A 25,574-nucleotide genomic window follows, 5' to 3' on the forward strand; every position below is an offset into this window, starting at 1 on the left:
GAGGGAGCTCGCATGGCTGACACGACCGAGAAGTATCAGCAGACGGGCCCCAAGGTGCAGCCCGGTCAGAAGGAAGAGATGGTCTACACCTGGCCGTTCCTCGTCTCCATCGAGGCGATCATGGCTGTCACCATGATCCTGGCCTTCGCCCTGATGGCGACGTTCGTGGACGCGCCGCTGCTCGACATGGCCAACCCCGACAAGACGCCCAACCCGGCCAAGGCGCCGTGGTACTTCCTGGGCCTGCAGGAGCTGCTGCTCCACATGGACCCGGCGCTGGCCGGCGTGATCGTGCCCACGGCCGCCCTGGTGCTGCTGGCGATGATCCCCTACGTTGACCGGGACCGGCGGGGCACCGGCATCTGGTTCTCCACCAAGAAGGGCGTGCCCATCACCGTTTTCTCCGCCATCTACACCGCGGTGATCGAGATCGCCCTGGTGCTGGTGGACGAGGTGGTCCGGGTGCCCGGCATGCCCGAGGGCTCCTACCGCATCTCGGCCACGGTGACCTACCTCCTGGAGCAGACCGGCCTGCCGACCGCCGCAGTCTCCTGGGTCGGGTCGATCTTCATCCCCCTCTGCCTGATGATCGGCATCCCCTGGGTGTTGGTTTCGATCGTCAGGCGGCGCTACAAGGCCAACACCCGGGAGGTTATGATCGCACTGTACACGTTCTACTTCACTTCGTTCATCGTGCTCTCCGCGATCGGCACCTTCTTCCGGGGCGAGTCGATGCACCTCGTTTGGCCGTGGGAGCTCCAGCCTCCGCACTAGGCCGGCATCACCGCCAGCTGACTAACCTCTGGAAAGGGTGAACCTCCATGGCCGCTGAGAATAGGGTCCACGCGGCGGCGGCCGCTCCGCCGACCTCCGGCCCTGCCGCGGAAGGCATGACCCGTCGCCAGCTTCTGCGCAGCTCGATGTTTGCCACCATCGGGGCCATGTTCGGCCTGGCCGCGGCGGGCGGCGGTGGCATGTTCTGGCCGATCAAGCTCTCCGGGTTCGGCGGCATCGTCCCCGCCCCGGTCAAGGCGCACGAGATGCAGGTGGGCGACGTCGTCACCGTCCGGGACGGCAAGTACTACCTCACCCGCAGCGAGGACGGCCTCATGGCCCTCTACTGGAAGTGCGTGCACCTGGGGTGCACGGTCCCGTGGAACGCTGCCGCCGGCAAGTTCATGTGCCCGTGCCACGCCTCGGTCTACGACATCACCGGACAGAACATCGCCGGCCCGGCTCCCCGGCCCCTGGATATGATGGAGATCACGGTGGAGCCCGACGGCACCGTGCTGGTCAACACCGGCAAGATCACCGAGCGGGTGCGCCACGAGCCCGAGCATGCCGTGAAGATCTAGGGCGAGGGAGGAGGCAGCCTGATGTTCGACTTTACCACCCAGCTGGGCTACGCCTCGCCGATTCCCACCCCCTGGTACCACGGGGTGCGGGTCTCCGAGGCCACCGAGCTCCTGATTGTGCTGACCCTGTTCCTCGGCGTGCTCGTCACCGTCTACTTCATCCAGCGCTGGATCGGTGACTACTAGACCGGTGCCCAGAAAGGAGCTCACCGCTTGTGCGTAACGAGAGGAAGTACAAGGTCATTACATTGCTCTCCTTTGCGCTGGCCATCCTGCTGCTGGGCACAGGCATCCGGGAACCGTGGCGCATGGCGACCGCGGAGTACCGGCAGCACGAGGAGTACGTGCTGAAGGGCGCCCAGCTCTATGCCGAGAACTGCGTGCAGTGCCACGGCCCCTACGGCGAGGGCGTGATCGGCATGCCGCTGAACCGGGCCGAGTTCCGTGCGGACCCCGATTCCCCGGCCGGCAAGGATATCTACCGTTACATCTACGACACGATCGCCATGGGGCGGGATGGCAACGCCAACCACTTCCAGTGGGTGAAGGTGCAGACGCCCGAGGGCAAGGACGCCTGGATGTCCTACACCGAGATGCCCGCCTGGCTGAAGGCCTACGGCGGCCCCATGGACGAGGAGGCCGTCAAGGCGCTGACCCTCTTCATCATGAAGGACGATCCGACGGGGTCGCAGTGGTATATGGTCGGCAACTCCCAGAAGGCGCCGATCCCGGCCGCCGACCTGACGGCTGATGAGTCCGGCGAGATCCCGCTGCCCGACGCGGACGTCTCTCCCGAGGTCAACGCCACCGCCAAGGCGCTGCTGCGGGACTACACCAAGAGCCAGTGCCTCACCTGCCATACCATCGGCTCCAAGGGCGGCAAGATCGGTCCGGATCTGACCCGGGTGGGCGCCTGGGGCATCGACCAGGCCTTCCTGGAGGACTGGATCAAGCGGGCCAGCGGTCCCAACGCCATGCCGCACGACGAGCGCATGCCCATCTACTGGAGCCAGAACCGTGCCATCGCGAGCACGGAGATCGACCTGAGCAAGAAGGTGGTCTCCGAGGGGCCGTACTACATGCCTGCCTTCGAGGGCCGGCTGACCGACGAAGAGATCGCGACGATCGCCGAGTACCTGCTGGGGCTGAAGTAGAACGGGGAGATGGGGGAGTGATCCATTGCGGGGGTACCTGATCGGCCTCCTGGTGATCGCCTTCCTCGTGGGGAGCCTCTTCCGGGCCACCGAGGTGACGGGCATGCGCATCTGGAACATGTTCGCCACCTTCGGGATCTTCCTGTTCGGCGTGGTGGGCTCCCTGGCGCTCTCCCGACTCCAGCAGCGCTCCGGCCTGCGGAGCGTGCAGGAGGCGATCAAGGCCTTGGAGCCGGACTGGGTGATCACCGACTGGTCGGGACAGCCCGGCGGGCGTCCGGACTACCTGCTGGTGGGGCCGGGCGGCCTCCTGGCGATCTGCGTGGAGCACTCGCCGCGGGCGCTGTTGGGCAGTCGCACCCGCGTTCGGGTGGCCTCGGCCGCCGAGCGGGCCCGCCTTGCGGCGGACTGGGTACGGGAAGCGCTCGCCGTCCTTCCGGCGGCCGCCGACCTGCCCGTGGTGCCCGTGCTGCTGCTGGCTCGTATGAGGGCGCTTCCCGAGTACCAGGCGGAGGGGCTTCCGGTGCTCAACCCTGAGGGCCTTGCCGAGTACGTCGGTTCCCTCGCCCCCGCGCCCACGGCGAGCCGGCCGCTCTGCTACCGGGTGACGCGCTGCCTGCGTGCAGCCAACGTGCCCGCGACCGGCTAGTGGTAACCCCAAAGGAGGGAGAGACATGCCCCACTTCATCGACGAGAAGTGCATCGGCTGCACTGCCTGCGTGTCCGTCTGCCCCACAGAGGCGATCAGCGGCGAGCGGAAGCAGCTTCACTTCATAGACCCGAAGCTCTGCATCGACTGTGACGCCTGCGTGCGCGCCTGCCCGGTGCTCGCCATCGCCGACGAGTTCGGCGTCTACAAGCCCCGCATCGCCAAGCGGTCTGACTGGCCGAAGCCCGTCATCGATCCCGTCTCCTGCTCGGGGTGCGACTTCTGCGTGGAGATCTGCCCCTTCGACTGCCTCGAGCTGGCCGGTGACGGTCCGTTCTTCGGCACCGCGGTGCTGGTCCGGCCCAACGCCTGCGTCGCCTGCCGGGAGTGCGAGGAGGTGTGCGCCAAGGGCGCGATCATCGTCGTCCCGCCCGGCGAACTCCACCCCACCGCGCTGGCGGAGGGGCGGGCCTGAGCTAACAAGCCACATCCGGGAGCCCTCGTGGTCGAGGGCTCCCGTTTCCATTGTCGAACTGTCGCAGGGGACGGCGTGGCGGGAGTCGAAACCTGCACCAGAACGGAGGGAATTACTTGCGGAACTTTGACGCCGTCCTTTTCGACCTTGACGGCACGCTCATCGACACGAACCAACTGATCGTGGAGTCGTTCCAGCACGTCTTCCGGAGCGAACTGGGCCTGGAGGTGACCCCGGCGGAGATCTACCCGTACTTCGGCGAGCCGCTCCATACCACGCTCGCCCGCTACGGCCCGGACCGGGCGGACGAGCTGGTGGCCGCCTACCGGAAGTTCAACCTCAGCCAGCACGACCGGATGGTGCGCCCCTTCCCCGGCGTGGCCGGGGCGGTGGCCGACCTGCAGGCGGCGGGCGTGCGCCTGGGCGTCGTCACCTCGAAGATCACCGAACTGGCCCTGCGGGGGCTGCGCGTCTGCGGCATCGCGGACTACTTCCCAGTGGTGGTGGGCGTGGATCAGACCCAGCGGCACAAGCCCGAACCCGATCCTGCGCTGAGGGCGATCGCCCTCCTGGGCGTGGAGCCGGGGCCGCGCGTCCTGATGGTGGGGGACAGCCCTTTTGACATCGCCTGCGGCCGCGCCGCGGGCTGCATGACCGCCGCGGTGGGTTGGGCCGCCAACCCGGCCCCGCTGGCCGCCTGCCGGCCCGACTTCTGGATCGAGCAGCCGGCGGATCTCGTCACGGTGGTGACCGGCCCTGCGGGAGGCGACTGCGGGAGTGCCGCAGGCCCAGGATAAATCTGGAGACTAGGTGTATGTTTGGGAGAAAGAGTGGCAGAGTATCTATTGTGAACGGTAGCGCTTTCGGACAAGTTTGTCCCGGGCAGAAGGAGACGCCTTCGGGCGGGTCGAAGTTGCAACACTATCGGGGTGAGTGATCCAACCGTGCGTTGTCCGGCGCCCAGCCGAAGGGAAGCGCACCGCCGAGGCGGTGCGCCTTTGCCCCCCCTGCACCCGATCCGCAAATCCGAACCGTCTTGCCGTGGGGTTCCCGGCTGAGCGCAGTTCCATCAACCGTTGAGGAGGAGATGGGGTTGAGAAGATTTGCTGTCGAGAAGGTGCGGAACCTCGCCTTAATTGCCCACAGCGGCGCGGGGAAGACTTCGCTGGCTGAGGCCATGCTCTTCAACGCCGGGGCGACGGACCGGCTTGGGCGCGTCGACGAGGGCAATACGATAATGGACTTTGACCCCGAGGAAATCCGGCGGAAGGTCTCCATCTCCATGGGTATCGCGCCCCTGGAGTGGAAGGGCCTGAAGTTCAACCTGCTGGACACCCCCGGGTATTTTGATTTTGTCGGTGAGGTCAAGGCGGCGCTTCGCGTCGTGGAGACCGCGGTCCTGGTGATCGACGCCGTCGGTGGCGTCGAGGTGGGCTCCGAGCTGACCTACCAGCACGCGGTGGACGCCGGCGTCTCCCGGATGATCGTCGTCAACAAGATGGACCGGGAGAACGCCAACTTCCAGAAGGCCCTGGGCGCGCTGGAGTCCACGTTCGGCCGCGCCGTCGTGCCGTTCCAGCTGCCCATCGGCGCCGAGGCCAGCTTCAGCGGCGTCGTCGACGTTGTTGCGCAGAAGGCTTACGTCTTCTCCGGCAAGAACGTCAAGGAGGAGGCCGTGCCGGGCGATCTGGCCGGGCAGGTCGCAGAGATCCGCGAGAAGATGATGGAGCTGGCCGCGGAGGCCGACGACGAGCTCACGATGAAGTTCCTCGAGGAGGGCGAGCTCTCGCAGGAGGAGCTGGAGCGCGGGCTCCGGCTCGGGGTGCACAAGGGCGACATCGTCCCGGTGCTCGTGGCGGCGGCCACGAAGAACATCGGCGTCACCACGCTGATGGACGCCATCGCCACCTACGCCCCGTCGCCCGCCGACCGCGGCGAGCTGGTCGGCCAGACGCCTGACGGCGAGCCCGTGAGCCGCCCGATCGGCGACGACCAGCCCTTCAGCGCCCTGGTCTTCAAGACCACGGCAGACCCGTTCGTCGGCCGCATGACGATCATGCGCATCTTCAACGGCAAGGTCACCAACGACCAGACCGTGTACAACATCACGCGGGGCCGCTCCGAGAAGCTGAGCCACATGTTCATTCCCAAGGGCAAGGCGCAGGAGCAGGTGACCGAGGCGGGCCCCGGTGACATCATCGCCGTCGCGAAGCTCTCCGTCACCCAGACCAACGACTCCCTGGGCGAGGAAGCCCGGCCCATGGTGCTCGAGCCCGTGGCCTTCCCGGCGCCGGTCTACTCGGTGGCGGTCTATCCCAAGGCGAAGGGCGACGAGGAGAAGATCGGCTCAGGCCTGCAGCGCCTGGCCGAGGAGGACGCCACCTTCACGGTCCAGCGCGACCCCGTGACTGCCGAGATCATCATCTCCGGCCTCGGCGAGACCCACGTCGACGTGATGGTCGAGCGGCTCAAGCGGAAGTTCGGCGCCGAAGCCGTCCTCAGCGAGCCGAAGGTCGCTTACAAGGAGACCATCCGCGGCAAGGCCCAGGGCGAGTACAAGCACAAGAAGCAGTCCGGCGGCCGCGGCCAGTACGGCCACTGCAAGATCGAGATTGAGCCGCTCTTCGACGGCGAGTACGAGTTCGTCGACAAGATCTTTGCCGGCGCCATCCCGCTCAACTACCGCCCGGCCGTCGACAAGGGCGTGCAGGAGACGATGGCCGAGGGCGTGCTGGCCGGCTATCCGGTGACCGGCATCCGCTGCACCCTGCTCGACGGCTCGTACCACGACGTCGACTCCTCCGAAATGGCCTTCAAGATCGCCGCCCGCAACGCGTTCAAGATCGCCTTCATGAACGCCAAGCCGGTCCTGCTGGAGCCGATCATGCGGCTTGAGGTCATCGTGCCCGAGTCGTACATGGGCGATATCATGGGCGACCTGAACAAGAAGCGCGGCCGCATCGCCGGCATGGAGCCCACCGGCGACGGCAAGCAGATCATCCGTGCCTCCGCGCCGCTGGCCGAGCTGCGCCGCTACGCCATCGACCTGCGCTCCATGACCCAGGGACGCGGCCAGTTCACGATGGAGTTCGACCATTACGAGGAGGCGCCGGCCCAGGTGGCCAAGGCGGTCATCGAGGCCGCCGCCGCCAACCGGAAGGAAGACTCGGAGTAGCCGCCCCGCCGGACTACTCCATCGCCTCCAACTGCACCAGGCGGAGCACCTCGCCGGTCAGGGCGTCCACCACCAGACGGATCCGCTGCCCTGCGGGCAGTTCGGCTTCCAGGAGCCACGCCCTCCGCACCTCAATCTCCCCTGGGCGCTCAACGGGATACGCATCGACGAAGCTCGCCTGCCACCCCGGCAGGCGGCTTTGTTCTCTCGCCAGGGCGATGGCGGCCTCCCGGTCCAGCAGCGCAGGCTCCCCGGTGGGGACGTGCTCCCGCCATCCCTCCTGGAGCCAGGCGGCCATCTGCGGGTTGAACAGCCGCACCTGCCGGCCGTCCCCCCGCCGCAGGATGACGTCGCTGGGCGAGGGGGGGCAGGCGAAGCCGTGGCCGGATTCGCTGGAGAAGCCGGGGCAGTCGCCGGCGGGCTGCACGGCCACGGGCTCGCCCCGCCGCAGCGCGATCTGCAGGACCGGTCCCTTCGGCGAGGCGACGGCAGCTCCCGGCGCCAGCCGCGAGCCGAGCAGGAGGTCGAGCACCACGGCGATCGTCGGCCGGTGGTCCGGATGGGTGGTGTAGAGGGGCAGGGGCGCCTCCGCCGGCCCTGCGGGCGCGCGCAGGGAAAGCCGGAGGCTGGCCACCGAATCCAGGGGCGGGACCCAGTCAGCCGGGACGGGCTGGCCGTGGCCGGCGGTGACCGCCACGGCCGGTACCGCGGGAGGAGGCGGCGAGGCCGGCAGCGCAGCCAGCCCCGCCGCGAGGGCCGCGAGGGCGGCAGCCCACCCTGCAGGCCGCCGCCCTCGCATCCTGTTACTGACGTCCACCGGTCTCCGGGTGCCCGGCCGGGTGAGGCCGGTCCGGGGCGGCCTGCGCGCTGCGCATGTCGCCCGTGCGGGCCATGGACTGCTTCGCCTGGTCCTCCCGCTCGATCCAGGCGAGATCGTCGGTCGACACCGCGGCGGCCCGGCCGAACTCCGCCGCCTCGTTCAGGTGGTGGCCGGCGGCGTGGGTCCCCGTGAGCGTCGTCTTGACGGCCTCGGGTTCGTGGTTGCGCTTTGCCATTCCAATCGCCCCCTCCCGCCCTAGCGTGCCCGGAGGCGGAGCGATCCATGTTCCGCGCTGGCGCAGCGTGCGGGCGCAGGGTAAGATATGGACGAATCGGTTGCAGAGAGGGGCAGCGTCATGGCTGTTGTTCAGCTGGCCAGGGGCCGGCACAAGCGGGTGCAGGACGGGCACCCCTGGATCTTCCAGGGCGAGGTCGAGGAGGTGCGCGGCGAGTTCGCACCCGGCGATGTCGTGACCGTGGTCGATTACCGCGGGCGATTCCTCGGGAAGGGGTACATCAACCCGGCTTCGCAGATTATCGTGCGGATGTTGACGAACAGGGACGAACCGGTCGACCGCGACTTCTTCCGGCGCAGGGTGGAACGGGCGTGGGCCTACAGGCAGCGCCTGCTGCCGGACGTGGAGGCCTGCCGCGTTGTCTTCGGCGAGGCCGACTTCCTGCCGGGCCTCATCGTGGACAAGTTCGGCGACGTGCTCGTGGTGCAGACCCTGGCCCTCGGCATCGACCGCTGGCTTCCGGACATCGTCGACATCCTGGACGACCTGCTGCACCCCCGCGGCATCTACGAGCGCAACGACGTGCCCGTGCGGCGGCTGGAGGGGCTGGAGGAGCGCACGGGCTACCTGCGGGGAGAGTTCGACCCACGGCTGACCATCGTGGAGAACGGGCTGGAGATCGCGGTGGACGTCGCCACGGGGCAGAAGACCGGCTACTTCCTCGACCAGCGGGAGAACCGGCGCGCGGTGCGGCCGTACGCCGCCGGCGGGCGGGTGCTGGACTGCTTCTGCAACGTGGGCGGCTTTGCCCTCAACGCCGCCGCCGGCGGCGCGCGGGAGGTCGTCGCCGTGGACTCGTCGGAGGAGGCGCTGGCCGCGGCGCGGCTGAACGCCGAGCGCAACGGACTGAGCGACAAGATCCGATTCCTGGCCGGCAACGCCTTCGACATTCTGCGACAGATGGAGGCGAACCAGGAGCGCTTCGACCTGATCGTGCTGGATCCGCCCGCCTTCGCCAAGAACCGCGCCGCGCTGGAGGGGGCCGTGCGGGGCTACAAGGAGATCAACCTGCGCGCCCTGCGCATGCTGCCAGAGGGCGGCTTCCTCGTCACGTGCTCCTGCTCCTACCACATGACGCCCGACATCTTCAAGGCGGTGGTGGCCGACGCCGCCCGGGACTCGCGCCGGCGGCTCCGCCTCGTCGAGGAGCGGGCCCAGGCAGTGGACCACCCCATCGTGGTGGGCTACGACGAGAGCCACTACCTGAAGTGCCTCATCTACGAGGTGATCTGACGGGCGGCAGGCCGTCTCCCCCGGCGGCGAATTAACGTCAAATAACATCAGATACGGTCTCCGTGGGACTGTGGCTGGGAAAACTGAAGGTTGTTGGACGGTGTTCGCTCCAGGTCGTGCTTGCCCGTCCGCGGGCAACCGGGTAAAGTGATAGGCAGAAAGGTCAAATAAGGTCAGGGGGTGAGCGGCCATGGCCAATCTGGCCGACGAGATCGAACGGTACCTCAAGGAGCATCTCCGCAGGTCTGAGATCCTGGAGGTTCAGCGGGCCATGCTGGCCGCCCGGTTCGACTGCGCACCGTCACAGATCAACTACGTGCTCTCCACCCGGTTCACCCCAGAGCGGGGCTATGTGGTCGAGAGCCGCCGGGGTGGCGGCGGCTACATCCGGATCATCAGGCTGAACATCCGAAACAGCGACGACCTGCAGGAACTGATCCAGCGGGAGGTCGGCGAGGGCATCAGCCAGGCCGAGGCGCTGGACATCGTGGCCCGCCTCTACGAGCAGGAGATCATCGACGAACGGGAGGCGGCCATCATGCAGTCCGTGCTGCGCCGGGACGCGCTGCCGCTCGACCTGCCCGCCAGAGACGTCGTGCGGGCCAGCCTGCTCAAGGCCATGCTCACGGCAATCCTGCGCTTCTGAAGGAGGTGGCCGGTCATGCTGTGCGAACGGTGTGGCCAGCGCGAGGCGACGGTTCACCAGACCATGGTTACCAATGGTGTGAAGCAGGAATCGCATCTGTGTGTGGAGTGCGCCCGGGAGATCGGTGCGATACCGAACTTCTCGTTCCCGAACCTCTCGATGCAGCAGCTGCTGAGCTCCTTCCTGGGCCAGACGCTGCCGGGAACCGGGGCCCCCAAGGCGCAGCTGAAGGCCGAGCCGACCTGCCGTTACTGCGGCATGACCTACAGCCAGTTCGCCCAGGCCGGGGTGCTCGGGTGCCCCAGGTGCTACCAGGAGATGGAGCAGCAGCTGCTGCCCATGATCAAGCGGATTCAGGGCACCACGACCCACAGCGGCAAGGTGCCGAAGCGCACCGGCGGCATCGCCCGCAAGCGGCGTGACCTCGCGGCGCTCCGGGCCCAGCTGCAGAGCGCGGTGCAGGGCGAGCGGTACGAGGAGGCAGCCCGGCTCCGGGACCAGATTCGGGCGCTGGAGGCGGAGATCGCTGCAGGGGGTGAGGACCGTGGGATGGAATGAGCTGGTCACCCGGGCTTCGAGCCGGTGGATGGAGGGTACGGGGCCGCACGCGGACGTGGTGCTCTCCTCGCGCATCCGGCTTGCGCGCAACCTCGACAACCTGCCGTTCCCGCAGCGCATGTCCGAGGCAGACGCTGCCAAGTTGCTGGCGGCCGCCGAGGAGGGCGTGCGGGAGATCAACCTGATCGGCTTCCCCTCCCGCGTGGAGCTGTACCGGCTGGCCGACACGACGCCCCTGGACCGGCAGGTGCTGGTCGACAAGCACCTGATCAGCCCGCTGCAGTCCCGGGAGGCGATGGCCCGGGCGGTGGCCATCTCGGCCGACGAGTCCATCTCGATCATGGTGAACGAGGAGGACCACCTGCGCATCCAGGTGCTCGCCCCGGGGCTGCAGCTCCAGGAGGCGTGGCGGGTGGCCTCCCAGGTGGACGACGCGCTGGAGCAGCGCATCCAGTACGCCTTCGACGAGCGGCTGGGCTACCTGACGGCCTGCCCGACCAACGTGGGCACGGGCCTCAGGGCCTCGGTGATGATGCACCTGCCGGCGCTGGTGCTGACCCAGCAGGCGGGACGGCTCTTCCACAACCTCTCCCAGCTGGGTCTGGTGGTGCGGGGGCTTTACGGCGAGGGCACCGAGGCGGCCGGCCACATCTTCCAGATCTCCAACCAGACCTCGCTGGGCAAGGCCGAGGAGGAGGTCATCTCCAACCTGGAGGCGATCGCCCGGACCGTGATCGACACCGAGGAGCAGGCCCGCCGTCACCTCCACCGCGAGATGCGCCTGCAGATCGAGGACCGGGTCTCCCGGGCGTTCGGCCTGCTCTCCAACGCGCGGGTGATCACCTCGGAGGAGGCGATGCGGCTGCTCTCCGACGTGCGGCTGGGCATCGCGCTCGGGGTTCTGCCGCCGATCGACTACCGCAAGCTGAACGAGCTGATGGTCGCGATGCAGCCCGCCTTCCTCCAGCGCACGGAGGGGCGGGAGCTGAACCCGCTGGAGCGGGACGTGAAGCGGGCGGCGCTCATCCGTTCTCACCTGGCCTCCTGATGGTACCGTATCGCAGGAACACAAGAACCGGACCCAACTGGTATGTACAGCCGCGTCAACCAGCATACGGAAGTGCGGATCGGAGACCCTGGTTTGCAGTGTGAGTTGCTGTGGATCGGCGTAGCGGAATAGACAGGAGGATAGGGGGTAAGTCACGCATGTTCAGCCGCTATACGGAACGGGCCCAGCGCGTGATCGTGCTGGCCCAGGACGAGGCCCGGCGTTTGAATTATGATTACGTGGGCACTGAGCACCTGCTGCTCGGGCTGATCCGGGAAGGCGAGGGCATCGCCGCCAAGGCGCTCCAGTCGCTGGGCATCCAGCTCGAACAGGTCAGGGCCGAGGTCGAGAAGATGATCGGCAAGGGCTCCGCCTCCACTCGGGGCGAGATCGGCTTCACCCCCCGGGCCAAGAAGGTGATGGTGGAGCTGGCGATCGAGGAGGCCCGGCTGCTGGGCCACAACTACGTGGGCACGGAGCACATCCTCCTCGGGCTGATCCGGGAGGGCGAGGGCGTCGCCGCACAGGTGCTGCAGAACCTGGGCGCCGACCTCGAGCGGGTGCGCAACCAGGTGATCCACCTGCTCGGCGGCGTACCCCATCCGCCCGCGGGCTCCGCCTCGCCCGGCGCCGCCAAGTCCAAGGGGCCGAAGACCAACACGTCTACGCTTGACCAGTTCGGCCGCGACCTGAACCAAATGGCGCGCGACGGCAAGCTGGATCCCGTGATCGGCCGGGAGAAGGAGATCGAGCGGGTCATCCAGATCCTCTCCCGCCGCACCAAGAACAACCCGGTGCTGATCGGCGAGCCCGGCGTGGGCAAGACGGCCATCGCCGAGGGGCTGGCCCAGCGCATCGCCGACGGGCGGGTGCCCGAGATCCTGAAGGATAAGCGGGTGGTCGCGCTCGACCTCGCCTCGCTCGTCGCCGGCTCCAAGTACCGGGGCGAGTTCGAGGAACGGCTGAAGAAGGTGATGGAGGAGATCCGCAACGCGGGCAACATCATCCTCTTCATCGACGAGCTGCACACCATCATCGGCGCCGGCGCGGCCGAGGGCGCCATCGACGCCTCCAACATCCTGAAGCCGGCCCTGGCCCGCGGCGAGCTGCAGGCCATCGGCGCCACCACCATCGACGAGTACCGCAAGCACGTGGAGAAGGACGCAGCCCTGGAGCGCCGGTTCCAGCCGGTCATGGTGGATGAGCCGTCGCAGGAGGACGCGATCCAGATCCTCAAGGGGCTGCGCGACCGGTACGAGGCCCACCACCGGGTGGAGATCACCGACGCGGCCATCGAGGCCGCCGTGCGGCTCTCCGACCGGTACGTCACCGACCGCTTCCTGCCCGACAAGGCCGTCGACCTGGTCGATGAGGCCGCCTCCCGCGTGCGCCTCTCCACCTTCGTGGCCCCACCCGACCTGAAGGAGCTGGAGGAGAAGCTGGAGGAGGTGCGCAAGGAGAAGGAGGCCGCCGTCCAGGGGCAGGAGTTCGAGAAGGCCGCCCGCCTGCGCGACAAGGAGACCAAGCTGAAGGAAGAGCTGGAGCGGCAGAAGAACGAGTGGCAGCAGAAGAAGGTCACCTCGAAGTCCATCGTGACGGAGGAGGACATCGCCCACATCGTCTCCCAGTGGACCGGCATTCCGGCCTCCAAGCTCACGATGGACGAGTCGCAGCGGCTGCTCAACCTCGAGAAGATCCTGCACGAAAAGGTGGTCGGCCAGGACGAGGCGGTGGAGGCCGTTGCCCGGGCGATCCGCCGGGCCCGCTCCGGCCTCAAGGACCCCAAGCGGCCGATCGGCTCCTTCATCTTCCTCGGGCCCACCGGCACGGGCAAGACGCACCTGGCCCGGGCCCTGGCGGAGGCGCTCTTCGGCGACGAGGATGCCATGATCCGCATCGACATGTCGGAGTATATGGAGCGGCACACCACCTCCCGCCTGGTGGGCGCGCCTCCCGGGTACGTGGGGTACGACGAGGGCGGCCAGCTGACCGAGGCCGTGCGCCGGCGGCCCTACTCCGTGGTGCTGCTCGACGAGATCGAGAAGGCGCACCCCGAGGTCTTCAACATCCTGCTCCAGGTACTTGAGGACGGCCGGCTGACCGAGGCCAAGGGCCGCACCGTCGACTTCCGGAACACCGTGATCATCATGACCTCCAACGCGGGCGCGCAGGTCATCCGCGGCGACAAGCAGCTGGGCTTCACCGTCCAGGAGGACGAGAAGGGCCAGCACGAGCGGATGAAGGGCCGCGTGATGGAGGAGGTCAAGCGGCTCTTCCGGCCCGAGTTCATCAACCGGCTGGACGAGATCATCATCTTCCACAACCTGAACAAGGAGCATCTGAAGCAGATCGTCCACCTCGAGGTGAAGAAGGTGGCCCAGCGGCTGAAGGAGCAGGGGGTCGACATGACCGTCTCCGACGCCGCCCTGGAGAAGCTGGTGGCGGAGGGCTACGACCAGAACTACGGCGCCCGTCCGCTGCGCCGGGCGATCCAGCGGCTGGTGGAGGACCCGCTCTCCGAGGAGATGCTCCGGAAGCCGTTCAAGTACGGCGAGCAGGTCGAGGTGGACCTGGACGCCGACGGCAAGGTCTTCTTCAAGCGCACGGAGCCGTCGGCCGCGTCGGTGGGCGCAGCCGGACCGGGGACGAGCGAAGGGTAACCGCGCCGGCAGTGGCAGCCGGGGGAGGCGTTCTCCCCCGGCTCTCCTCATTGGGCCCTCGGCCGGCGGATCCGCTGGTTCTGGCAGGCGCCCCGGCTTTCGAAGAGCGGCGGCCGGCCCGGCACGAAGCGCCTGCGGCCCGACCGGAACTCGTACGCCCCCACGTCGCAGTTCGCGCCGAAGGGGCGGGGCACTCCCCGCTGGTCCGTCAGGACCGGATTGCCCGCCGCGTCGACGCAGCCGAAGGCCGCGTCGATGGCGACGCTCCCCGGGAGGAGGGCCATGGTCTCGGTGATGCCCGGCAGGTTGAGCTGCAGGGGACCCAGGTTGAGCTGATCGCGGGTAACGACCGTGAAAGTGGAACAGTTGTTGTCGGTGGAGAGGTTGCCGCCGAGGTCGACGATGTTGCCTGCACAGTTGGGCCCGCCGATGGTGCTGGCGATGATCGAGTTCCTGACCAGGATGTTGCCACCCGCTTCCGTGGCCAGCGCGGCCCCGCCGGGGCCCACCACGTTGTCGGCCACGGTGACGAAGCTGAGTGTCGTCACTGCACCGGAGGATTGGACCGCTGCGCCGGTGATGCCCGCTGTGTTCTGCGCCAGGGTGCTGTTGACCACGGGGAGCAAGGAGCCTGAGACGAACATGGCACCGCCCGCGGCATCGGCGCGGTTGCGGAAGAACGCGCTGTCCCGGATCGCCACCGCGTTGGACGACGCTGCGACAATCGCTCCTCCGAACTCTGCCGTGTTGTCGGAAAAGCTGGAGGCGAAGATTGCATACGTTCCCAAGAGCGAGGCCAGCGCTCCGCCGCTGTCGGCCGCGCTGTTGCCGGTGAAGCGGGACCTGTTCACCGTCACCGTGCTGCGGCTGGCGAAGATTGCGCCTCCGTCGTCTGCTGCGCTGTTTCCCACGAAAGCGGAGTCCAGGACGGAGAGGGTCGAGTTGATGTCTGACAAGACGCCTGCCCCGCTGGACGCCCTGTTCAGGGAAACCGTCGTGCGGACCAGGGTCAGGCTTCCCTGGTTATAGAAGCCCGCGCCCATGTTCGTGCCCGAGCCCCTGGTCACGGTCAGGTCCTGGACGGGGACGGTGACCCCTGGGTCGATGGCGAAGATCCGCACGGCGTCGTTGCCGTCCACCGCCAGCAGGTCCTGGCCTGGTCCGGTGATGATCAGATCCTCGGTGATCGTGGGCAGGGCCGTAACCAGGGTGATGGTGCCAGTGGCCACGATCTGAATCAGGTCGGGTTCGCCGTTGGCGTTGGCTTCCAGGAGCGCGTCCCGGAGCGAACCCGGTCCCGCGTCGAGGGTGTTGGTAACCAGGATCGTGGCCATCATCTCACCCCCAGGGTGACATAATCCGCGCTCATCCTTAAGCTATGTCGGATTTGGTCAAAGGCGTCTCCGGGAGCGTGTCGATGGCGGGAGCGCTACGTCCCCCGCCTGGCCAAGTGTCACTCACATATGAACTGTCTTTGTTTGTAAAGGTATCCTTTCCGATACGTCAAATATACGAACCATCACCCTTATCGAGGGAGGTTCGGTGCGTGTCGCTGAAAGGCCTGTTCGAAGGACGTTGGGGAATTATCATCACCGGACTCGTCGTCGGCATCCTCGCTCCGATCCTGGTCAAGCTGGGCAACCCCGGGAACATGGGCGTCTGCGTGGCCTGCTTCACGCGAGATATCGCAGGCGGCCTGGGGCTGCACCGGGCCGCGGCGGTGCAGTACATCCGGCCCGAGATCATCGGCCTGGTCCTGGGCGCCACGATCGCGGCCCTGGCCGCGGGTGAGTGGCGTGCCCGCGGCGGCTCCTCGCCCCTGGTCCGCTACATCATGGGCGTGATCGCGGCGATCGGCGCGCTGGTCTTCCTGGGCTGTCCGTGGCGGGCCTTCCTGCGCCTCGGCGGCGGCGACTGGAACGCCATCGTGGGGCTGATCGGGTTCGCGGCGGGCATCTGGGCGGCCACCTTCTTCCTCCGCAGGGGCTACAGCCTGGGCAGGAGCCGGCCGATGGCGCCGGTGATGGGCTGGATCATGCCTGCCGTGATGGTGGGCCTGCTGGCCCTCCTGCTGGCGGCGCCGCTCTTCGGCCGCGACGCGGACGGAAACCCGGTTGGCCCGGTCTTCTTCAGCACCAGCGGGCCGGGCGCCCAGCACGCGGCCTGGTGGATCTCGCTCCTGGCGGCTCTCGCGATCGGCTTCCTGGCGCAGCGCAGCCGGTTCTGCTCGGTGGGCGCCTTCCGCAACCTCTTCATGCTGCGTGACACCAAGCTCTTCATGGGCGTGGTCGCCCTCGCCGCCGCCGCGTTCGTCACGAACCTGGTCCTGGGGCAGTTCAAGCCGGGTTTTGCCGGCCAGCCCATCGCACACACCGACGGGCTCTGGAACTTCATGGGCATGCTGCTCTCAGGCCTGGCCTTCACACTGGGTGGCGGCTGCCCCGGCCGGCAGCTCTTCCTGGCCGGCGAGGGCGACACCGACGCGGCGGTCTTCTTCTTCGGCCTGCTGACCGGCGCGGCCATGGCGCACAACTTCAACCTGGCCAGCTCCGCCGCGGGTCCCTCTCCGTACGGGCCGGCCGCGGTGATCATCGGGCTCGTGGTGGTGGTGATCCTGGGCCTCACCCTGCGCGACGTGGCCGAAGGCGAGGAGAAGTCCAGGTCGGCGGCATGAGCGGCGACGTGACCTACCTGGACAACGCCGCGACCTCCTGGCCCAAGCCGCCGGGGGTCGCGCAGGCGATCGTCGAGTGCCTGGAGCGCGAGGCAGGCAACCCGGGCCGGTCGGGGCACCGGCTCTCTCTGGCTGCTGGCCGGCGGGTCTATGCCGTGCGGGAGGCGGTGGCGGAGCTCTTCGGCGCGCCAGATCCGGTACGCGTGATCTTCACCCACAACGGCACGATGGCGGTCAACATGGCGCTCGGGGGCCTCCTGGCCCCCGGCGACCGCGTGGTCTGCACCGGCATGGAGCACAACGCGGTGATGCGGCCGCTGCGCGACCTGGAGGCGCACGGCGTCACGGTGGTCGTCGCCCCCTGCGACGCCGCGGGCCGGCTGGACCTGGACGCCTTCGCCCGGGCCGTGGAGGCGGCCCCGACCCGGATGGTGGTGCTCAACCACGCCAGCAACGTCACGGGCACGCTCTGCCCCGTGGCCGAGGCCGCGGCGGTGGCCCGGCGGGCGGGCGCACTGGTGCTGCTGGACGCGGCGCAGACCGCCGGCACCGTCCCCATCGACATGGAGGCGCTGGGCGTCGACCTGCTGGCCTTCACGGGGCACAAGGGACTGCTGGGGCCCTCAGGCACGGGCGGGCTCATCCTGGGCGAGCGCGTGAACGCCGCGGAGATGGTCCCGCTGCTGCGGGGCGGCACCGGCTCCCGCTCGGCACAGGAGCGGCAGCCGCCCGACCTGCCGGACCGCTTCGAGGCGGGCACCGTCAACTTCGCGGGCATCGCCGGACTCGGGGCAGGCCTGGAAGCGCTGGCGGCCATGGGCGGCCCCGCGGCCGTGGGGCAGCGGGAGGGCGAACTGGCGCAGCGCCTCTGGGAGGGGCTGTCGGAGATCCCGGGCGTGCGCCTGTACGGCTCAGCGGACCGCACGGAGCGGGTGGCCGTGGTCTCGTTCACCATCGACGGCCTGACCGTGTCCGAGGTGGGCTGCCGGCTGGACGACGAGTACGGCATCCTCACCCGCGTCGGGCTCCACTGCGCCCCGTCGGCGCACCGGACCATCGGCACCTTCCCCACGGGTACGGTGCGGCTGTCGCCCGGACCCTTCACCACCGTCGATCAGATCGACCGGACCATCCAGGCCGTGCGGGCGATCGCAAGGGGGGTGTGAGGCCCTGGCACATGGCGTGGTGCTCTTTCACACGACGTCGATGGCGCTCAAGGCGGAGAAGGCGCTGAAGGCGCAGGGCATCGCTGTCAGGCTCGTCCCCACGCCGCGGCAGTTCTCCAGCGACTGCGGCTTCGCGCTGCGCTTCGACTGGGCGGAGCGGGAGCGCGTGGAACGCCTGCTGGAGGATGGCCGGGTGGAGACGGCCGGGGTACACGAACTTGATGGATAGCATGCAAATCCCCCTTGACGATTCGGCGGGGACTGGCTAGAATGAGCTTCAATATCGAAAAGTGATGAACGGGCAAAGTACGCGGACCGGACCCCATGCAGGGAGGCGGCGTCGCTGACTGGAAGCGCCGCTATGGAGGCCGCCGCCGAAGTTCGCCCGGGAGCTGCCAGCTGAACGGCCGCGCAGAGCGGCTCCAGTAGGCCGGGCCGGGTTCCCTCCGTTAACGGGGAGCGGCGTCGAGGAGATCTCCTCCTCCGCGCATGCTGTCGAGTGGGTCGCCGCAGGGCGGCTCAGAAGGGTGGTACCACGGGAGTCAGGCTCTCGTCCCTTGCCGGGGCGGGAGCCTGTTGATTTTCACGAAGGAGGCGGATGAGCATGGCCGAAGGTCTGACTGCTGTGACGATGCGCAAGGTGGCTGGCCGGTTTGCGGGCCTTGGGCTGGGCTCAGGCCGTCCGATGATCATCGCGGGGCCGTGCAGCGTGGAGGACGAGGAGCAGATTCTGGCCGCCGCGCGGGCCGTGAAGGCCGCGGGGGCGACGGCATTGCGGGGCGGGGCGTTCAAGCCGCGCACCTCACCCCGGTCGTTCCAGGGGCTGGGGGAGGAGGGGCTCCGGCTCCTGGCCCTGGCCCGGCAGGAGACGGGGCTGCCCGTCGTGACCGAGGTGATGGACACCGCCCAGATCGACCTGGTGGCGGAGTATGCCGACGTGCTGCAGGTGGGTTCCCGCAACATGCAGAACTTCGCCCTGCTGAAGCAGGTGGGCCGCGCAGGCAAGCCCGTGCTGCTGAAGCGGGGGCTGAGCGCCACGCTGGAGGAGTGGCTTTCCGCGGCCGAGTACATCACCGACTCGGGCAACGACCAGGTGATCCTGTGCGAGCGGGGCATCCGCACCTTCGAGACCTGCACGCGCAACACCCTCGACCTGAGCACGGCCATCGTGGCCAGGCAGCGTTCAGGCCTGCCGGTCATCGTCGACCCCAGCCACGCCGCAGGCCGACGGGACCTGATTCCCGCCCTCGCCCGGGCGGCCCTGGCCGCCGGTCTCGACGGCCTGATGATCGAGGTGCACCCCGACCCGGACCGCGCCCTCTCCGACGCGCAGCAGCAGCTGGACTTCGCCGCCTTCCGCGGCCTGATGGGCGAGCTGGGGCTGCTGCCTGCCGACGACCTGCAGAGCCTCGCCGAGTGCCGGGAGGAGATCGACCGGCTGGACGAGCGCATTCTCACCCTCCTGTTGCGCCGGATGGAGACCGTGCGGCGGGTGGGGCAGATCAAGGCGGCGGCAGGGCTGCCCGTGCTGCAGGAAGACAGGGAGCACGCCCTGCTGGAGCGGCTGATCCAGCGGGCCGGCCCGGCCATGCGCGGAGAGGACGTCCGGGCCGTCTGGGAGGCCATCCTCGCGTGCTCCCGGCGGCTTCAAGAGGGTCTGTAGCGCAGAGGAGTTCTGTCGGAAGGAGCACCCCGGCCCGTGCCGGGGTGCTCTCTGGTGTGCCCGCCGGGCAGGAGGGCGGCGCGCCGGCTCCGAAACAAAGACGTAGCTCAGCAAACGTCGAAGGGGGTTCCGCACAGGCATGGCGAAGGCCAGGAGCCTCTTTTTCTGTCAGGAGTGCGGCCACGAGTCGCCGCGGTGGATGGGCAGGTGCCCCGGATGCGGCGCCTGGAACAGCATGGTGGAGGAGCCGTCCGCCCGGGCCGGCGGCCGCGGCTCGCTCTCGCCCGGCCTCAGCACGGGCGGCCGGCCGGTGGCCATCGGCGATGTGGCCGCGGAGGACGCCCGGCGCATGCCCACAGGCTCGGCCGAGCTGGACCGGGTGCTGGGCGGCGGCATCGTGCCGGGATCGTTCGTCCTGGTGGGCGGGGACCCCGGCATCGGCAAGTCGACGCTCCTGCTGCAGCTGGCCGCCCGGGTGGCCCGGGAGCACGGCACCGTGCTCTACGTGTCGGGGGAGGAGTCTGCCCGGCAGATCCGCATGCGGGCGGATCGGCTGGGCACCATCCACGAGCGCCTGCTGGTCCTCGCCGAGACCGACCTCGACGCCATTGAGCAGCACGCGAAGGCGGTCAGCCCCGCGCTGCTGATCGTCGATTCGATACAGACCGTCTTCAAGCCCGACCTCGCCTCCGCCCCGGGCTCGGTCAGCCAGGTGCGGGAGTGCGCCGCCCAGCTGCTGCGGGTGGCCAAGGGGCAGAACACCGCCGTCTTCATCGTCGGGCACGTCACCAAGGAGGGCTCCCTCGCCGGCCCGCGGGTGCTGGAGCACATCGTGGACACGGTGCTCTACTTCGAGGGCGAACGCCACGCCAGCTTCCGCATCCTGCGGGCGGTCAAGAACCGGTTCGGCTCGACCAACGAGATCGGCCTCTTCGAGATGCGCGACGCCGGGCTGGTGGAGGTGGACAACGCCTCGCAGCTCTTCCTCTCGGAGCGGCCCCTGGACGCGGCCGGCTCGGTCGTCGTTCCCTCCCTGGAGGGCACCCGCCCGCTGCTGGTGGAGGTTCAGGCCCTGGTGAGCGCATCCACCTTCGTCTCGCCCCGCCGCACGGCTGACGGCATCGACCTGAACCGGGTACAGCTCATCATCGCCGTGCTGGAGAAGCGGGTGGGCCTGCTGCTGGGCAACCACGACGCCTACGTGAAGGTGACCGGGGGCGTCCGGCTGGCCGAGCCTGCCATCGACCTGGGGCTGGCGGTCGCCCTGGCCTCCAGCTTCCGGGACCAGGCCCCGGATCCGCGGACCGTGGTCGCCGGCGAGGTCGGCCTGGCCGGCGAGGTGCGGGCCGTCTCCCGGATCGAGCAGCGCATCCGCGAGGCGGAGAAGATGGGTTTTGCGCGCATGGTCTTGCCGCGGGCCAACCTTCGTAGCCTTAGCGTGAAGAGCGAGTTGGAGCTGATCGGGGTGGAGACAGTAATGGAAGGGCTGGAAGCGGCCCTGAACCGCTGATTCGTGGGCGACGGGGGTGATCGGGTGGAGGAGCAGGGCGGCATATGGCGGATGGTGCGCCAGGTCGCACCGGGCACCCCGCTGCGGGAGGGGTTGGAGTCCATCCTGCACGCCCGCACCGGCGCGCTGATCGTCGTCGGCGACTCGCCTGAGGTCATGGCGCTGGTGGACGGCGGCTTCCGGCTTGACTGCGAGTTCACCCCCGCCAGCCTGTACGAGCTGGCGAAGATGGACGGGGCCATCATCCTGACCCGTGACGCCAGGCGCATCCTCTGCGCCAACGCGATGCTGGTCCCCGACGCGTCGATTCCGACCAGCGAGACCGGTACGCGCCACCGCACGGCCGAGCGGGTGGCAAAGCAGACGGGCGAGCTGGTCATCTCCATCTCCCAGCGGCGCAGCCTGATCACGCTCTACCAGGGGCCGGTGAAGCACATCCTGCGCGACTTCCCGGTCATCCTGGCCAAGACGAACCAGGCCCTGCAGACCCTGGAGAAGTACAAACTGGTGCGGGACGAGGCCGTCGAGCGCCTCTCGGCGCTGGAGCTGGACGACATGGTCAGCGTCCAGGACGTCGCCACGGTGATCCAGCGCACGGAGATGGTCCTGCGCGTCGGCGCTGAGATCGAGCGCTACATCGCCGAACTGGGCGTCGAGGGCCGGCTGGTGGCGATGCAGCTCGAGGAGCTGACGGCGGGCGTAGCCGCCGAAGAGCTGCTGATCATCCGCGACTACGCCGCCATCAGCGACCCCGGCTACGCGGAGGCGCTGCGCGCCCAGCTGGCCTCCTGGCCCTACGACATGCTGCAGGACCTGACGGCGATCGCCCGCCTCCTCGGCGCGGGCACGCTCCCCGGGTCGCTGGACAGCCCCATCGCCCCCCGGGGATACCGCATGCTGCGGCGGATCCCGCGCCTGCCGGCCGGGGTGATCGAGAACCTGGTCTGTCAGTTCGACCGGCTGCAGGGGGTGCTGAAGGCCTCGCTGGAGGAGCTGGACGAGGTGGACGGCATCGGCGAGGCGCGGGCGCGGGCGATCCGCGAGGGGCTGCACCGCCTCCGGGAGCGCAGCGCGCCGCTCAGAGGGCGGCCGGCGCAGAACCCGCCCCCGCCCTGAGGTGGCACGGCGGCCGCGCCAATGCAGCAAAAAGCCCGAGCTCAGCGGCTCGGGCTCCTTTTTCATTCAGTCGTCAATCGGCGAAGTTGTACACCCCAAGGGCCGCAAGCTTCTTGTGCTCCTTGAGGATCACGTCGTAAAGGTTTAGGTCGAAAGTGTTACAGAGCGCGGCGAGGTAAAACAGGTTGTTGCCCAGTTCGGCCTCCACCACCTCGCGGCAGTGGTCGCAGAGCTTGCCGTTCACGTGGTCAGCCGCGTGGTCGCGCAGCTGCTCCAGCGTGGCGTCCGCGGGGTACTGCTGCCGGGCCGCGTGAACCTCCACACAGCCGCAGGAGGTCACCGACTTCGTGACTGCCCGGTTGACGCGGGCGGTCGACTCCTGGAGTTTTGCCATGATGTCCAGCACGCTGCGGTGCCTGATGAGATACTCGTTTACCGTCTCCTGAAACTGGTCGCACAGCAGGTCCTTCACAGACATTCACCTCTCAGTCCCGTCGCGGGTCAGGGGTGCGCCGGGCCGGCACCGGCGGGAAGTACCCGGTCTGCTCCTATTGTAGCAGAGGGGGAGAACCGGGACAAACAGCGGGTTCAGGGAAACCGCGCCATTTTTCGCAGCCGGATCCCAAAGGTTGAGGGCGGAGCCCTGCGGCTCCGCCCTGCGTCTGGTGGAGCTAAGGGGATTCGAACCCCCGACCTCGTGAGTGCGATTCACGCGCTCTCCCAGCTGAGCTATAGCCCCGATCCGACTGCATTGTAAGACGCCGGACCCGCCTGCGTCAAGCGTTTCCCCGCGGGAACCGGACAGGCACGCAGAACAGCACACGCGCGAATAATACAAACAATATATAAACTTTTCTTGACAATGGTGCTAGAGTCTGGTACCCTGAGAGGCAGACGGCCCTGTATCCAGGCGAAGTGCGGAGCGTTCGGTCCGAAAAGGTGGGGGTGAGGGCGGTGTTTCAGGTAGGTGACAAGGTGGTCTACCCCATGCACGGCGCCGGGATCATCGAGGCCATCGAGGACCGGGAGGTGCTGGGCGAGCGAAAACGGTACTACGTGCTCCGCCTGCCGGTCTCCGACATGCAGGTCCTGGTTCCCTGCGACGCCACGCAGAGCGTCGGGCTCCGCCAGGTGATGTCGGAGCAGGCGTTCCAGCGGGTGATCGAGGTGCTGCGTTCCCCCAAGAAGCAGCCGGAGAAGAGCTGGAACCACCGCTACCGAATGAACATGGAAAAGATCCGCAGCGGCGACATCTTCGCGTTGGCCGAGGTGGTGCGCTCGCTCTCACACCGCGACCGGGAGAAGGGGCTGTCGACCGCGGAGCGGAAAATGCTGGAGAACGCGCGGCAAATCCTGCTGTCCGAGATCGTGCTGATGCGAGACCTGAAGCTGGAGCAGGCCAGCTCCTTTCTCGACCACGTCCTCGCCCAGTGAGGTGGCGCCGAAATCCGGCGCCGCCTTTGTGCACATTTTGGCAACGAGAGAACCTGGCACCGCTCCAAAGCGTCACATAATCGGAGGGGTGAAGCAGTCCAAGCTGCCCCCCAATCGGAGAAAGGGAGGTGAATGGATGTTGAGGAGGAATCTGCGGATTGCGCTCACGACCGTGGGAGCGCTCAGCGGTTTCAGTTTCACGTTCCTGTGGAAGGAGAGCGTCGCCCTTCTGCTTTCGGTTCCGGAACACTGGGCGTTCACGCTGCTCTACTTCGTCGTGGGCACGCTCGTGGGCGGCCTTCTCGGATTCGTGCTGCATCCATTCGTGACCTGGCTCGAGGGTCGGTTGGCGGGAACTTCATTCATCGATATCATCCTCGGTTCGGTCGGACTTATCTGCGGGCTTCTCATTGCGGCCCTGCTCGGTATCTTTATCGGCAAGATTCCCCTCTTCGGCGGTGTGATCTCCATTCTGACGGCGCTGATGTTCGGTTACCTGGGCATGACGGTCACTACCCGGAAGCGGGAGGAGGTCAGCGAGGCGTTCGCGTCCATCTTCAGCCGCTCGGCCAAGAAGGAGCAGGCGGCTGCCGCGCCGGCGTCCAAGCCTCAGGAGTACAAGGGCATCAGCAGGCCCAAGATCCTCGACACGTCGGTGATCATCGACGGGCGCATCGCGGACATCGTCCAGGCCGGCTTCCTCGAGGGGCCGCTGGTCGTGCCCTCCGTGGTGCTGGAGGAACTGCGCCACATCGCCGACTCCTCGGACGTGCTGAAGCGGAACCGCGGCCGCCGCGGGCTGGACATCCTCAACCAGATCCAGAAGCAGACCGGCGCCGACGTGCGCATCTACGAGGGCGAGATCGACGCGCCGGAGGTCGACATCAAGCTGCTGAAGCTGGCCAAGATGCTGGGCGGCGTGGTGGTCACCAACGACTTCAACCTGAACAAGGTCGCCGAGCTGCAGGGCGTGCAGGTGCTCAACATCAACGAGCTGGCCAACGCGCTCAAGCCGATCGTCCTGCCCGGCGAGGACATGACCGTCTCGGTCGTCAAGGACGGCAAGGAGCCCGGCCAGGGGGTGGGCTACCTGGACGACGGCACGATGATCGTCGTGGACGGCGGCAAGCGCTACATCGGCGAGACGATCGAGGTGCTGGTGACCTCCGTCATCCAGACGGCCGCCGGCCGTATGATCTTTGCCAAGCCGAAGCTTTCTTCTCTGGAGAGGGTGGCACCGTGAGCATCGATGTCGGTGGCGTGCAGGTTCCCGTCAGCGTGATCATCCCCGCCGCCGGCACGGGCACGCGCATGGGGGGAGGAACTGCCAAGCAGTTCCTCCCTCTCCGCGGCGAGCCGGTGCTGGTGCGGACTGTGGGGCTCTTCAGCAGGTGCCCGCTGGTGGACGAGATCGTCATCGCCGCGGGTAACCTCGAGACGACCCGGCAGCTCGTGGGCCACCTGCCGAAAGTGGCCCGCATCGTGCCCGGGGGCCAGACCCGGCAGGAGTCGGTGTGGGCGGCCCTGCAGGCCGTCCACTCCCGGCCCCGCATCGTGGCGGTGCACGACGCCGCCCGCCCTCTGCTGACCCCGGAGGTGCTGGAGGGCGTGCTGTGCGCGGCGGCCCTCCACCCGGCGCTGGTGGTGGCCGTGCCGGTGCAGGATACGATCAAGCAGGTGGACGACGAAGGCCGCGTCGTCGCCACGCCCGACCGGCGCGCGCTGTGGGCCGCGCAGACGCCCCAGGTCTTCTGGGCCGACGTGCTGGTGCGGGCCTTCCGCCAGGCCATGGCCGACGGCTTCAGCGGCACCGACGACGCCTCGCTGGTGGAGCGGACCGGCGTCCCCGTGCGGGTCTTCCGCGGGGAGCCGGGCAACATCAAGCTGACCACCCCCGCGGACTTCCGCGCCGCGGAGGCCGCGCTGGAGGGAGGTGCATGACG

General features: G+C 68.3%; 26 protein-coding genes and 1 tRNA gene. 22 read left to right on the forward strand and 5 right to left on the reverse strand.

Annotation, left to right across the window (positions count from 1 at the left end):
* Positions 1-12 precede the first annotated feature (12 nt).
* From J2Z79_RS08710 to fusA, 8 genes are all read left to right on the forward strand, one after another.
* Complete coding sequence (locus J2Z79_RS08710) at positions 13-774, forward strand: cytochrome b family protein (RefSeq protein WP_209466480.1); 762 nt, start codon at positions 13-15, stop codon at positions 772-774.
* 47 nt (positions 775-821) lie between these two features.
* Positions 822-1,355 carry a QcrA and Rieske domain-containing protein gene (locus J2Z79_RS08715; RefSeq protein WP_209466481.1) on the forward strand — a complete coding sequence of 178 codons (534 nt, stop codon included), beginning with the start codon at positions 822-824 and terminating at the stop codon, positions 1,353-1,355.
* Positions 1,356-1,376: 21 nt separating this feature from the next.
* Positions 1,377-1,541 carry a hypothetical protein gene (locus tag J2Z79_RS08720; protein WP_209466482.1) on the forward strand — a complete coding sequence of 55 codons (165 nt, stop codon included), beginning with the start codon at positions 1,377-1,379 and terminating at the stop codon, positions 1,539-1,541.
* Between the two features lie 29 nt (positions 1,542-1,570).
* A complete protein-coding gene (locus J2Z79_RS08725; protein WP_209466483.1) occupies positions 1,571-2,509 on the forward strand; it encodes a c-type cytochrome in 939 nt (312 codons plus the stop codon).
* A gap of 25 nt (positions 2,510-2,534) precedes the next feature.
* Entirely contained in the window at positions 2,535-3,158 is a 624-nt protein-coding gene (locus tag J2Z79_RS08730) for a hypothetical protein (RefSeq protein ID WP_209466484.1), read from the forward strand.
* 25 nt (positions 3,159-3,183) lie between these two features.
* Positions 3,184-3,633 carry a 4Fe-4S binding protein gene (locus tag J2Z79_RS08735; RefSeq protein WP_209466485.1) on the forward strand — a complete coding sequence of 150 codons (450 nt, stop codon included), beginning with the start codon at positions 3,184-3,186 and terminating at the stop codon, positions 3,631-3,633.
* 116 nt (positions 3,634-3,749) lie between these two features.
* Positions 3,750-4,430, forward strand: a complete 681-nt coding sequence (ppaX, locus tag J2Z79_RS08740; protein WP_209466486.1) for a pyrophosphatase PpaX — start codon at positions 3,750-3,752, stop codon at positions 4,428-4,430.
* 290 nt (positions 4,431-4,720) lie between these two features.
* Positions 4,721-6,808 (forward strand): elongation factor G, encoded by a 2,088-nt coding sequence (gene fusA, locus J2Z79_RS08745; protein ID WP_209466487.1) that lies wholly within the window; start codon positions 4,721-4,723, stop codon positions 6,806-6,808.
* Positions 6,809-6,821: 13 nt separating this feature from the next.
* On the opposite strand, the gene J2Z79_RS08750 is transcribed toward fusA, so the two are convergent.
* Entirely contained in the window at positions 6,822-7,607 is a 786-nt protein-coding gene (locus J2Z79_RS08750) for a hypothetical protein (RefSeq protein ID WP_209466488.1), read from the reverse strand.
* A gap of 4 nt (positions 7,608-7,611) precedes the next feature.
* Complete coding sequence (locus J2Z79_RS08755) at positions 7,612-7,863, reverse strand: hypothetical protein (RefSeq protein WP_209466489.1); 252 nt, start codon at positions 7,861-7,863, stop codon at positions 7,612-7,614.
* A gap of 120 nt (positions 7,864-7,983) precedes the next feature.
* Here J2Z79_RS08755 and J2Z79_RS08760 point away from each other — a divergent pair, with 120 nt between their 5' ends.
* The 5 genes from J2Z79_RS08760 to J2Z79_RS08780 all read left to right on the forward strand — a co-directional run bounded on the left by J2Z79_RS08760 (position 7,984) and on the right by J2Z79_RS08780 (position 14,068).
* The gene (locus J2Z79_RS08760) at positions 7,984-9,156 is read left to right on the forward strand and encodes a class I SAM-dependent rRNA methyltransferase (RefSeq protein ID WP_209466490.1); all 1,173 of its coding nucleotides are present in this window, start codon (positions 7,984-7,986) and stop codon (positions 9,154-9,156) included.
* A gap of 190 nt (positions 9,157-9,346) precedes the next feature.
* Positions 9,347-9,802, forward strand: coding sequence for a CtsR family transcriptional regulator (locus J2Z79_RS08765; protein WP_209466491.1), 456 nt, complete (start codon positions 9,347-9,349; stop codon positions 9,800-9,802).
* Positions 9,803-9,817: 15 nt separating this feature from the next.
* Complete coding sequence (locus J2Z79_RS08770) at positions 9,818-10,360, forward strand: UvrB/UvrC motif-containing protein (protein WP_209466492.1); 543 nt, start codon at positions 9,818-9,820, stop codon at positions 10,358-10,360.
* Positions 10,347-11,408, forward strand: coding sequence for a protein arginine kinase (locus tag J2Z79_RS08775; RefSeq protein ID WP_209466493.1), 1,062 nt, complete (start codon positions 10,347-10,349; stop codon positions 11,406-11,408). The genes J2Z79_RS08770 and J2Z79_RS08775 overlap by 14 nt, the downstream gene beginning before the upstream one ends.
* Before the next feature lie 158 nt (positions 11,409-11,566).
* A complete protein-coding gene (locus tag J2Z79_RS08780) occupies positions 11,567-14,068 on the forward strand; it encodes an ATP-dependent Clp protease ATP-binding subunit (RefSeq protein WP_209466494.1) in 2,502 nt (833 codons plus the stop codon).
* A gap of 47 nt (positions 14,069-14,115) precedes the next feature.
* Here J2Z79_RS08780 and J2Z79_RS08785 read toward each other — a convergent pair whose 3' ends face one another.
* Entirely contained in the window at positions 14,116-15,402 is a 1,287-nt protein-coding gene (locus tag J2Z79_RS08785; protein ID WP_209466495.1) for a choice-of-anchor Q domain-containing protein, read from the reverse strand.
* A 212-nt stretch (positions 15,403-15,614) separates the two neighbouring features.
* Here J2Z79_RS08785 and yedE point away from each other — a divergent pair, with 212 nt between their 5' ends.
* The 6 genes from yedE (at position 15,615) to disA (ending at position 22,197) form a co-directional block, all read left to right on the forward strand.
* Entirely contained in the window at positions 15,615-16,742 is a 1,128-nt protein-coding gene (gene yedE, locus J2Z79_RS08790; RefSeq protein WP_342589452.1) for a YedE family putative selenium transporter, read from the forward strand.
* Positions 16,739-17,908 carry an aminotransferase class V-fold PLP-dependent enzyme gene (locus tag J2Z79_RS08795; protein ID WP_209466497.1) on the forward strand — a complete coding sequence of 390 codons (1,170 nt, stop codon included), beginning with the start codon at positions 16,739-16,741 and terminating at the stop codon, positions 17,906-17,908. Before yedE ends, J2Z79_RS08795 begins: the two co-directional genes overlap by 4 nt.
* 16 nt (positions 17,909-17,924) lie before the next feature.
* A complete protein-coding gene (locus J2Z79_RS08800) occupies positions 17,925-18,137 on the forward strand; it encodes a putative Se/S carrier protein (protein WP_209466498.1) in 213 nt (70 codons plus the stop codon).
* 375 nt (positions 18,138-18,512) lie between these two features.
* Positions 18,513-19,571 (forward strand): bifunctional 3-deoxy-7-phosphoheptulonate synthase/chorismate mutase, encoded by a 1,059-nt coding sequence (locus J2Z79_RS08805; RefSeq protein WP_245302479.1) that lies wholly within the window; start codon positions 18,513-18,515, stop codon positions 19,569-19,571.
* A gap of 139 nt (positions 19,572-19,710) precedes the next feature.
* Entirely contained in the window at positions 19,711-21,081 is a 1,371-nt protein-coding gene (gene radA, locus J2Z79_RS08810) for a DNA repair protein RadA (protein WP_209466500.1), read from the forward strand.
* 51 nt (positions 21,082-21,132) lie between these two features.
* Positions 21,133-22,197, forward strand: a complete 1,065-nt coding sequence (gene disA, locus J2Z79_RS08815; protein ID WP_209466535.1) for a DNA integrity scanning diadenylate cyclase DisA — start codon at positions 21,133-21,135, stop codon at positions 22,195-22,197.
* 73 nt (positions 22,198-22,270) lie between these two features.
* Here the strand turns inward: disA and J2Z79_RS08820 are convergent, their stop codons facing one another.
* Positions 22,271-22,669 carry a nucleoside triphosphate pyrophosphohydrolase family protein gene (locus J2Z79_RS08820; RefSeq protein ID WP_209466501.1) on the reverse strand — a complete coding sequence of 133 codons (399 nt, stop codon included), beginning with the start codon at positions 22,667-22,669 and terminating at the stop codon, positions 22,271-22,273.
* A gap of 191 nt (positions 22,670-22,860) precedes the next feature.
* Positions 22,861-22,936 (reverse strand) — tRNA-Ala (locus J2Z79_RS08825).
* A gap of 215 nt (positions 22,937-23,151) precedes the next feature.
* On the opposite strand from J2Z79_RS08825, the gene J2Z79_RS08830 reads away from it, so the two are divergent.
* From J2Z79_RS08830 to ispD, 3 genes are all read left to right on the forward strand, one after another.
* Entirely contained in the window at positions 23,152-23,631 is a 480-nt protein-coding gene (locus J2Z79_RS08830) for a CarD family transcriptional regulator (protein ID WP_209466502.1), read from the forward strand.
* A gap of 136 nt (positions 23,632-23,767) precedes the next feature.
* The gene (locus J2Z79_RS08835) at positions 23,768-24,874 is read left to right on the forward strand and encodes a PIN/TRAM domain-containing protein (protein WP_209466503.1); all 1,107 of its coding nucleotides are present in this window, start codon (positions 23,768-23,770) and stop codon (positions 24,872-24,874) included.
* Positions 24,871-25,572, forward strand: a complete 702-nt coding sequence (ispD, locus tag J2Z79_RS08840; protein ID WP_209466504.1) for a 2-C-methyl-D-erythritol 4-phosphate cytidylyltransferase — start codon at positions 24,871-24,873, stop codon at positions 25,570-25,572. Before J2Z79_RS08835 ends, ispD begins: the two co-directional genes overlap by 4 nt.
* Positions 25,573-25,574 lie beyond the last annotated feature (2 nt).

Origin of the sequence: Symbiobacterium terraclitae (assembly GCF_017874315.1) — a bacterium.
GTDB lineage: Bacteria > Bacillota > Sulfobacillia > Symbiobacteriales > Symbiobacteriaceae > Symbiobacterium > Symbiobacterium terraclitae.

Bases quoted from the DNA above. Each gene is read 5' to 3' on its own strand.
- J2Z79_RS08770 (WP_209466492.1), top strand. From the start codon at position 9,818: ATGCTGTGCGAACGGTGTGGCCAGCGCGAGGCGACGGTTCACCAGACC.
- J2Z79_RS08795 (WP_209466497.1), top strand. From the start codon at position 16,739: ATGAGCGGCGACGTGACCTACCTGGACAACGCCGCGACCTCCTGGCCC.
- J2Z79_RS08715 (WP_209466481.1), top strand. From the start codon at position 822: ATGGCCGCTGAGAATAGGGTCCACGCGGCGGCGGCCGCTCCGCCGACC.
- J2Z79_RS08710 (WP_209466480.1), top strand. From the start codon at position 13: ATGGCTGACACGACCGAGAAGTATCAGCAGACGGGCCCCAAGGTGCAG.
- disA (WP_209466535.1), top strand. From the start codon at position 21,133: ATGGTGCGCCAGGTCGCACCGGGCACCCCGCTGCGGGAGGGGTTGGAG.
- J2Z79_RS08755 (WP_209466489.1), bottom strand. From the start codon at position 7,863: ATGGCAAAGCGCAACCACGAACCCGAGGCCGTCAAGACGACGCTCACG.
- J2Z79_RS08785 (WP_209466495.1), bottom strand. From the start codon at position 15,402: ATGGCCACGATCCTGGTTACCAACACCCTCGACGCGGGACCGGGTTCG.
- J2Z79_RS08750 (WP_209466488.1), bottom strand. From the start codon at position 7,607: ATGCGAGGGCGGCGGCCTGCAGGGTGGGCTGCCGCCCTCGCGGCCCTC.
- J2Z79_RS08760 (WP_209466490.1), top strand. From the start codon at position 7,984: ATGGCTGTTGTTCAGCTGGCCAGGGGCCGGCACAAGCGGGTGCAGGAC.
- J2Z79_RS08805 (WP_245302479.1), top strand. From the start codon at position 18,513: ATGGCCGAAGGTCTGACTGCTGTGACGATGCGCAAGGTGGCTGGCCGG.
- fusA (WP_209466487.1), top strand. From the start codon at position 4,721: ATGGGGTTGAGAAGATTTGCTGTCGAGAAGGTGCGGAACCTCGCCTTA.
- radA (WP_209466500.1), top strand. From the start codon at position 19,711: ATGGCGAAGGCCAGGAGCCTCTTTTTCTGTCAGGAGTGCGGCCACGAG.
- J2Z79_RS08835 (WP_209466503.1), top strand. From the start codon at position 23,768: ATGTTGAGGAGGAATCTGCGGATTGCGCTCACGACCGTGGGAGCGCTC.
- J2Z79_RS08780 (WP_209466494.1), top strand. From the start codon at position 11,567: ATGTTCAGCCGCTATACGGAACGGGCCCAGCGCGTGATCGTGCTGGCC.
- J2Z79_RS08765 (WP_209466491.1), top strand. From the start codon at position 9,347: ATGGCCAATCTGGCCGACGAGATCGAACGGTACCTCAAGGAGCATCTC.
- J2Z79_RS08735 (WP_209466485.1), top strand. From the start codon at position 3,184: ATGCCCCACTTCATCGACGAGAAGTGCATCGGCTGCACTGCCTGCGTG.
- J2Z79_RS08720 (WP_209466482.1), top strand. From the start codon at position 1,377: ATGTTCGACTTTACCACCCAGCTGGGCTACGCCTCGCCGATTCCCACC.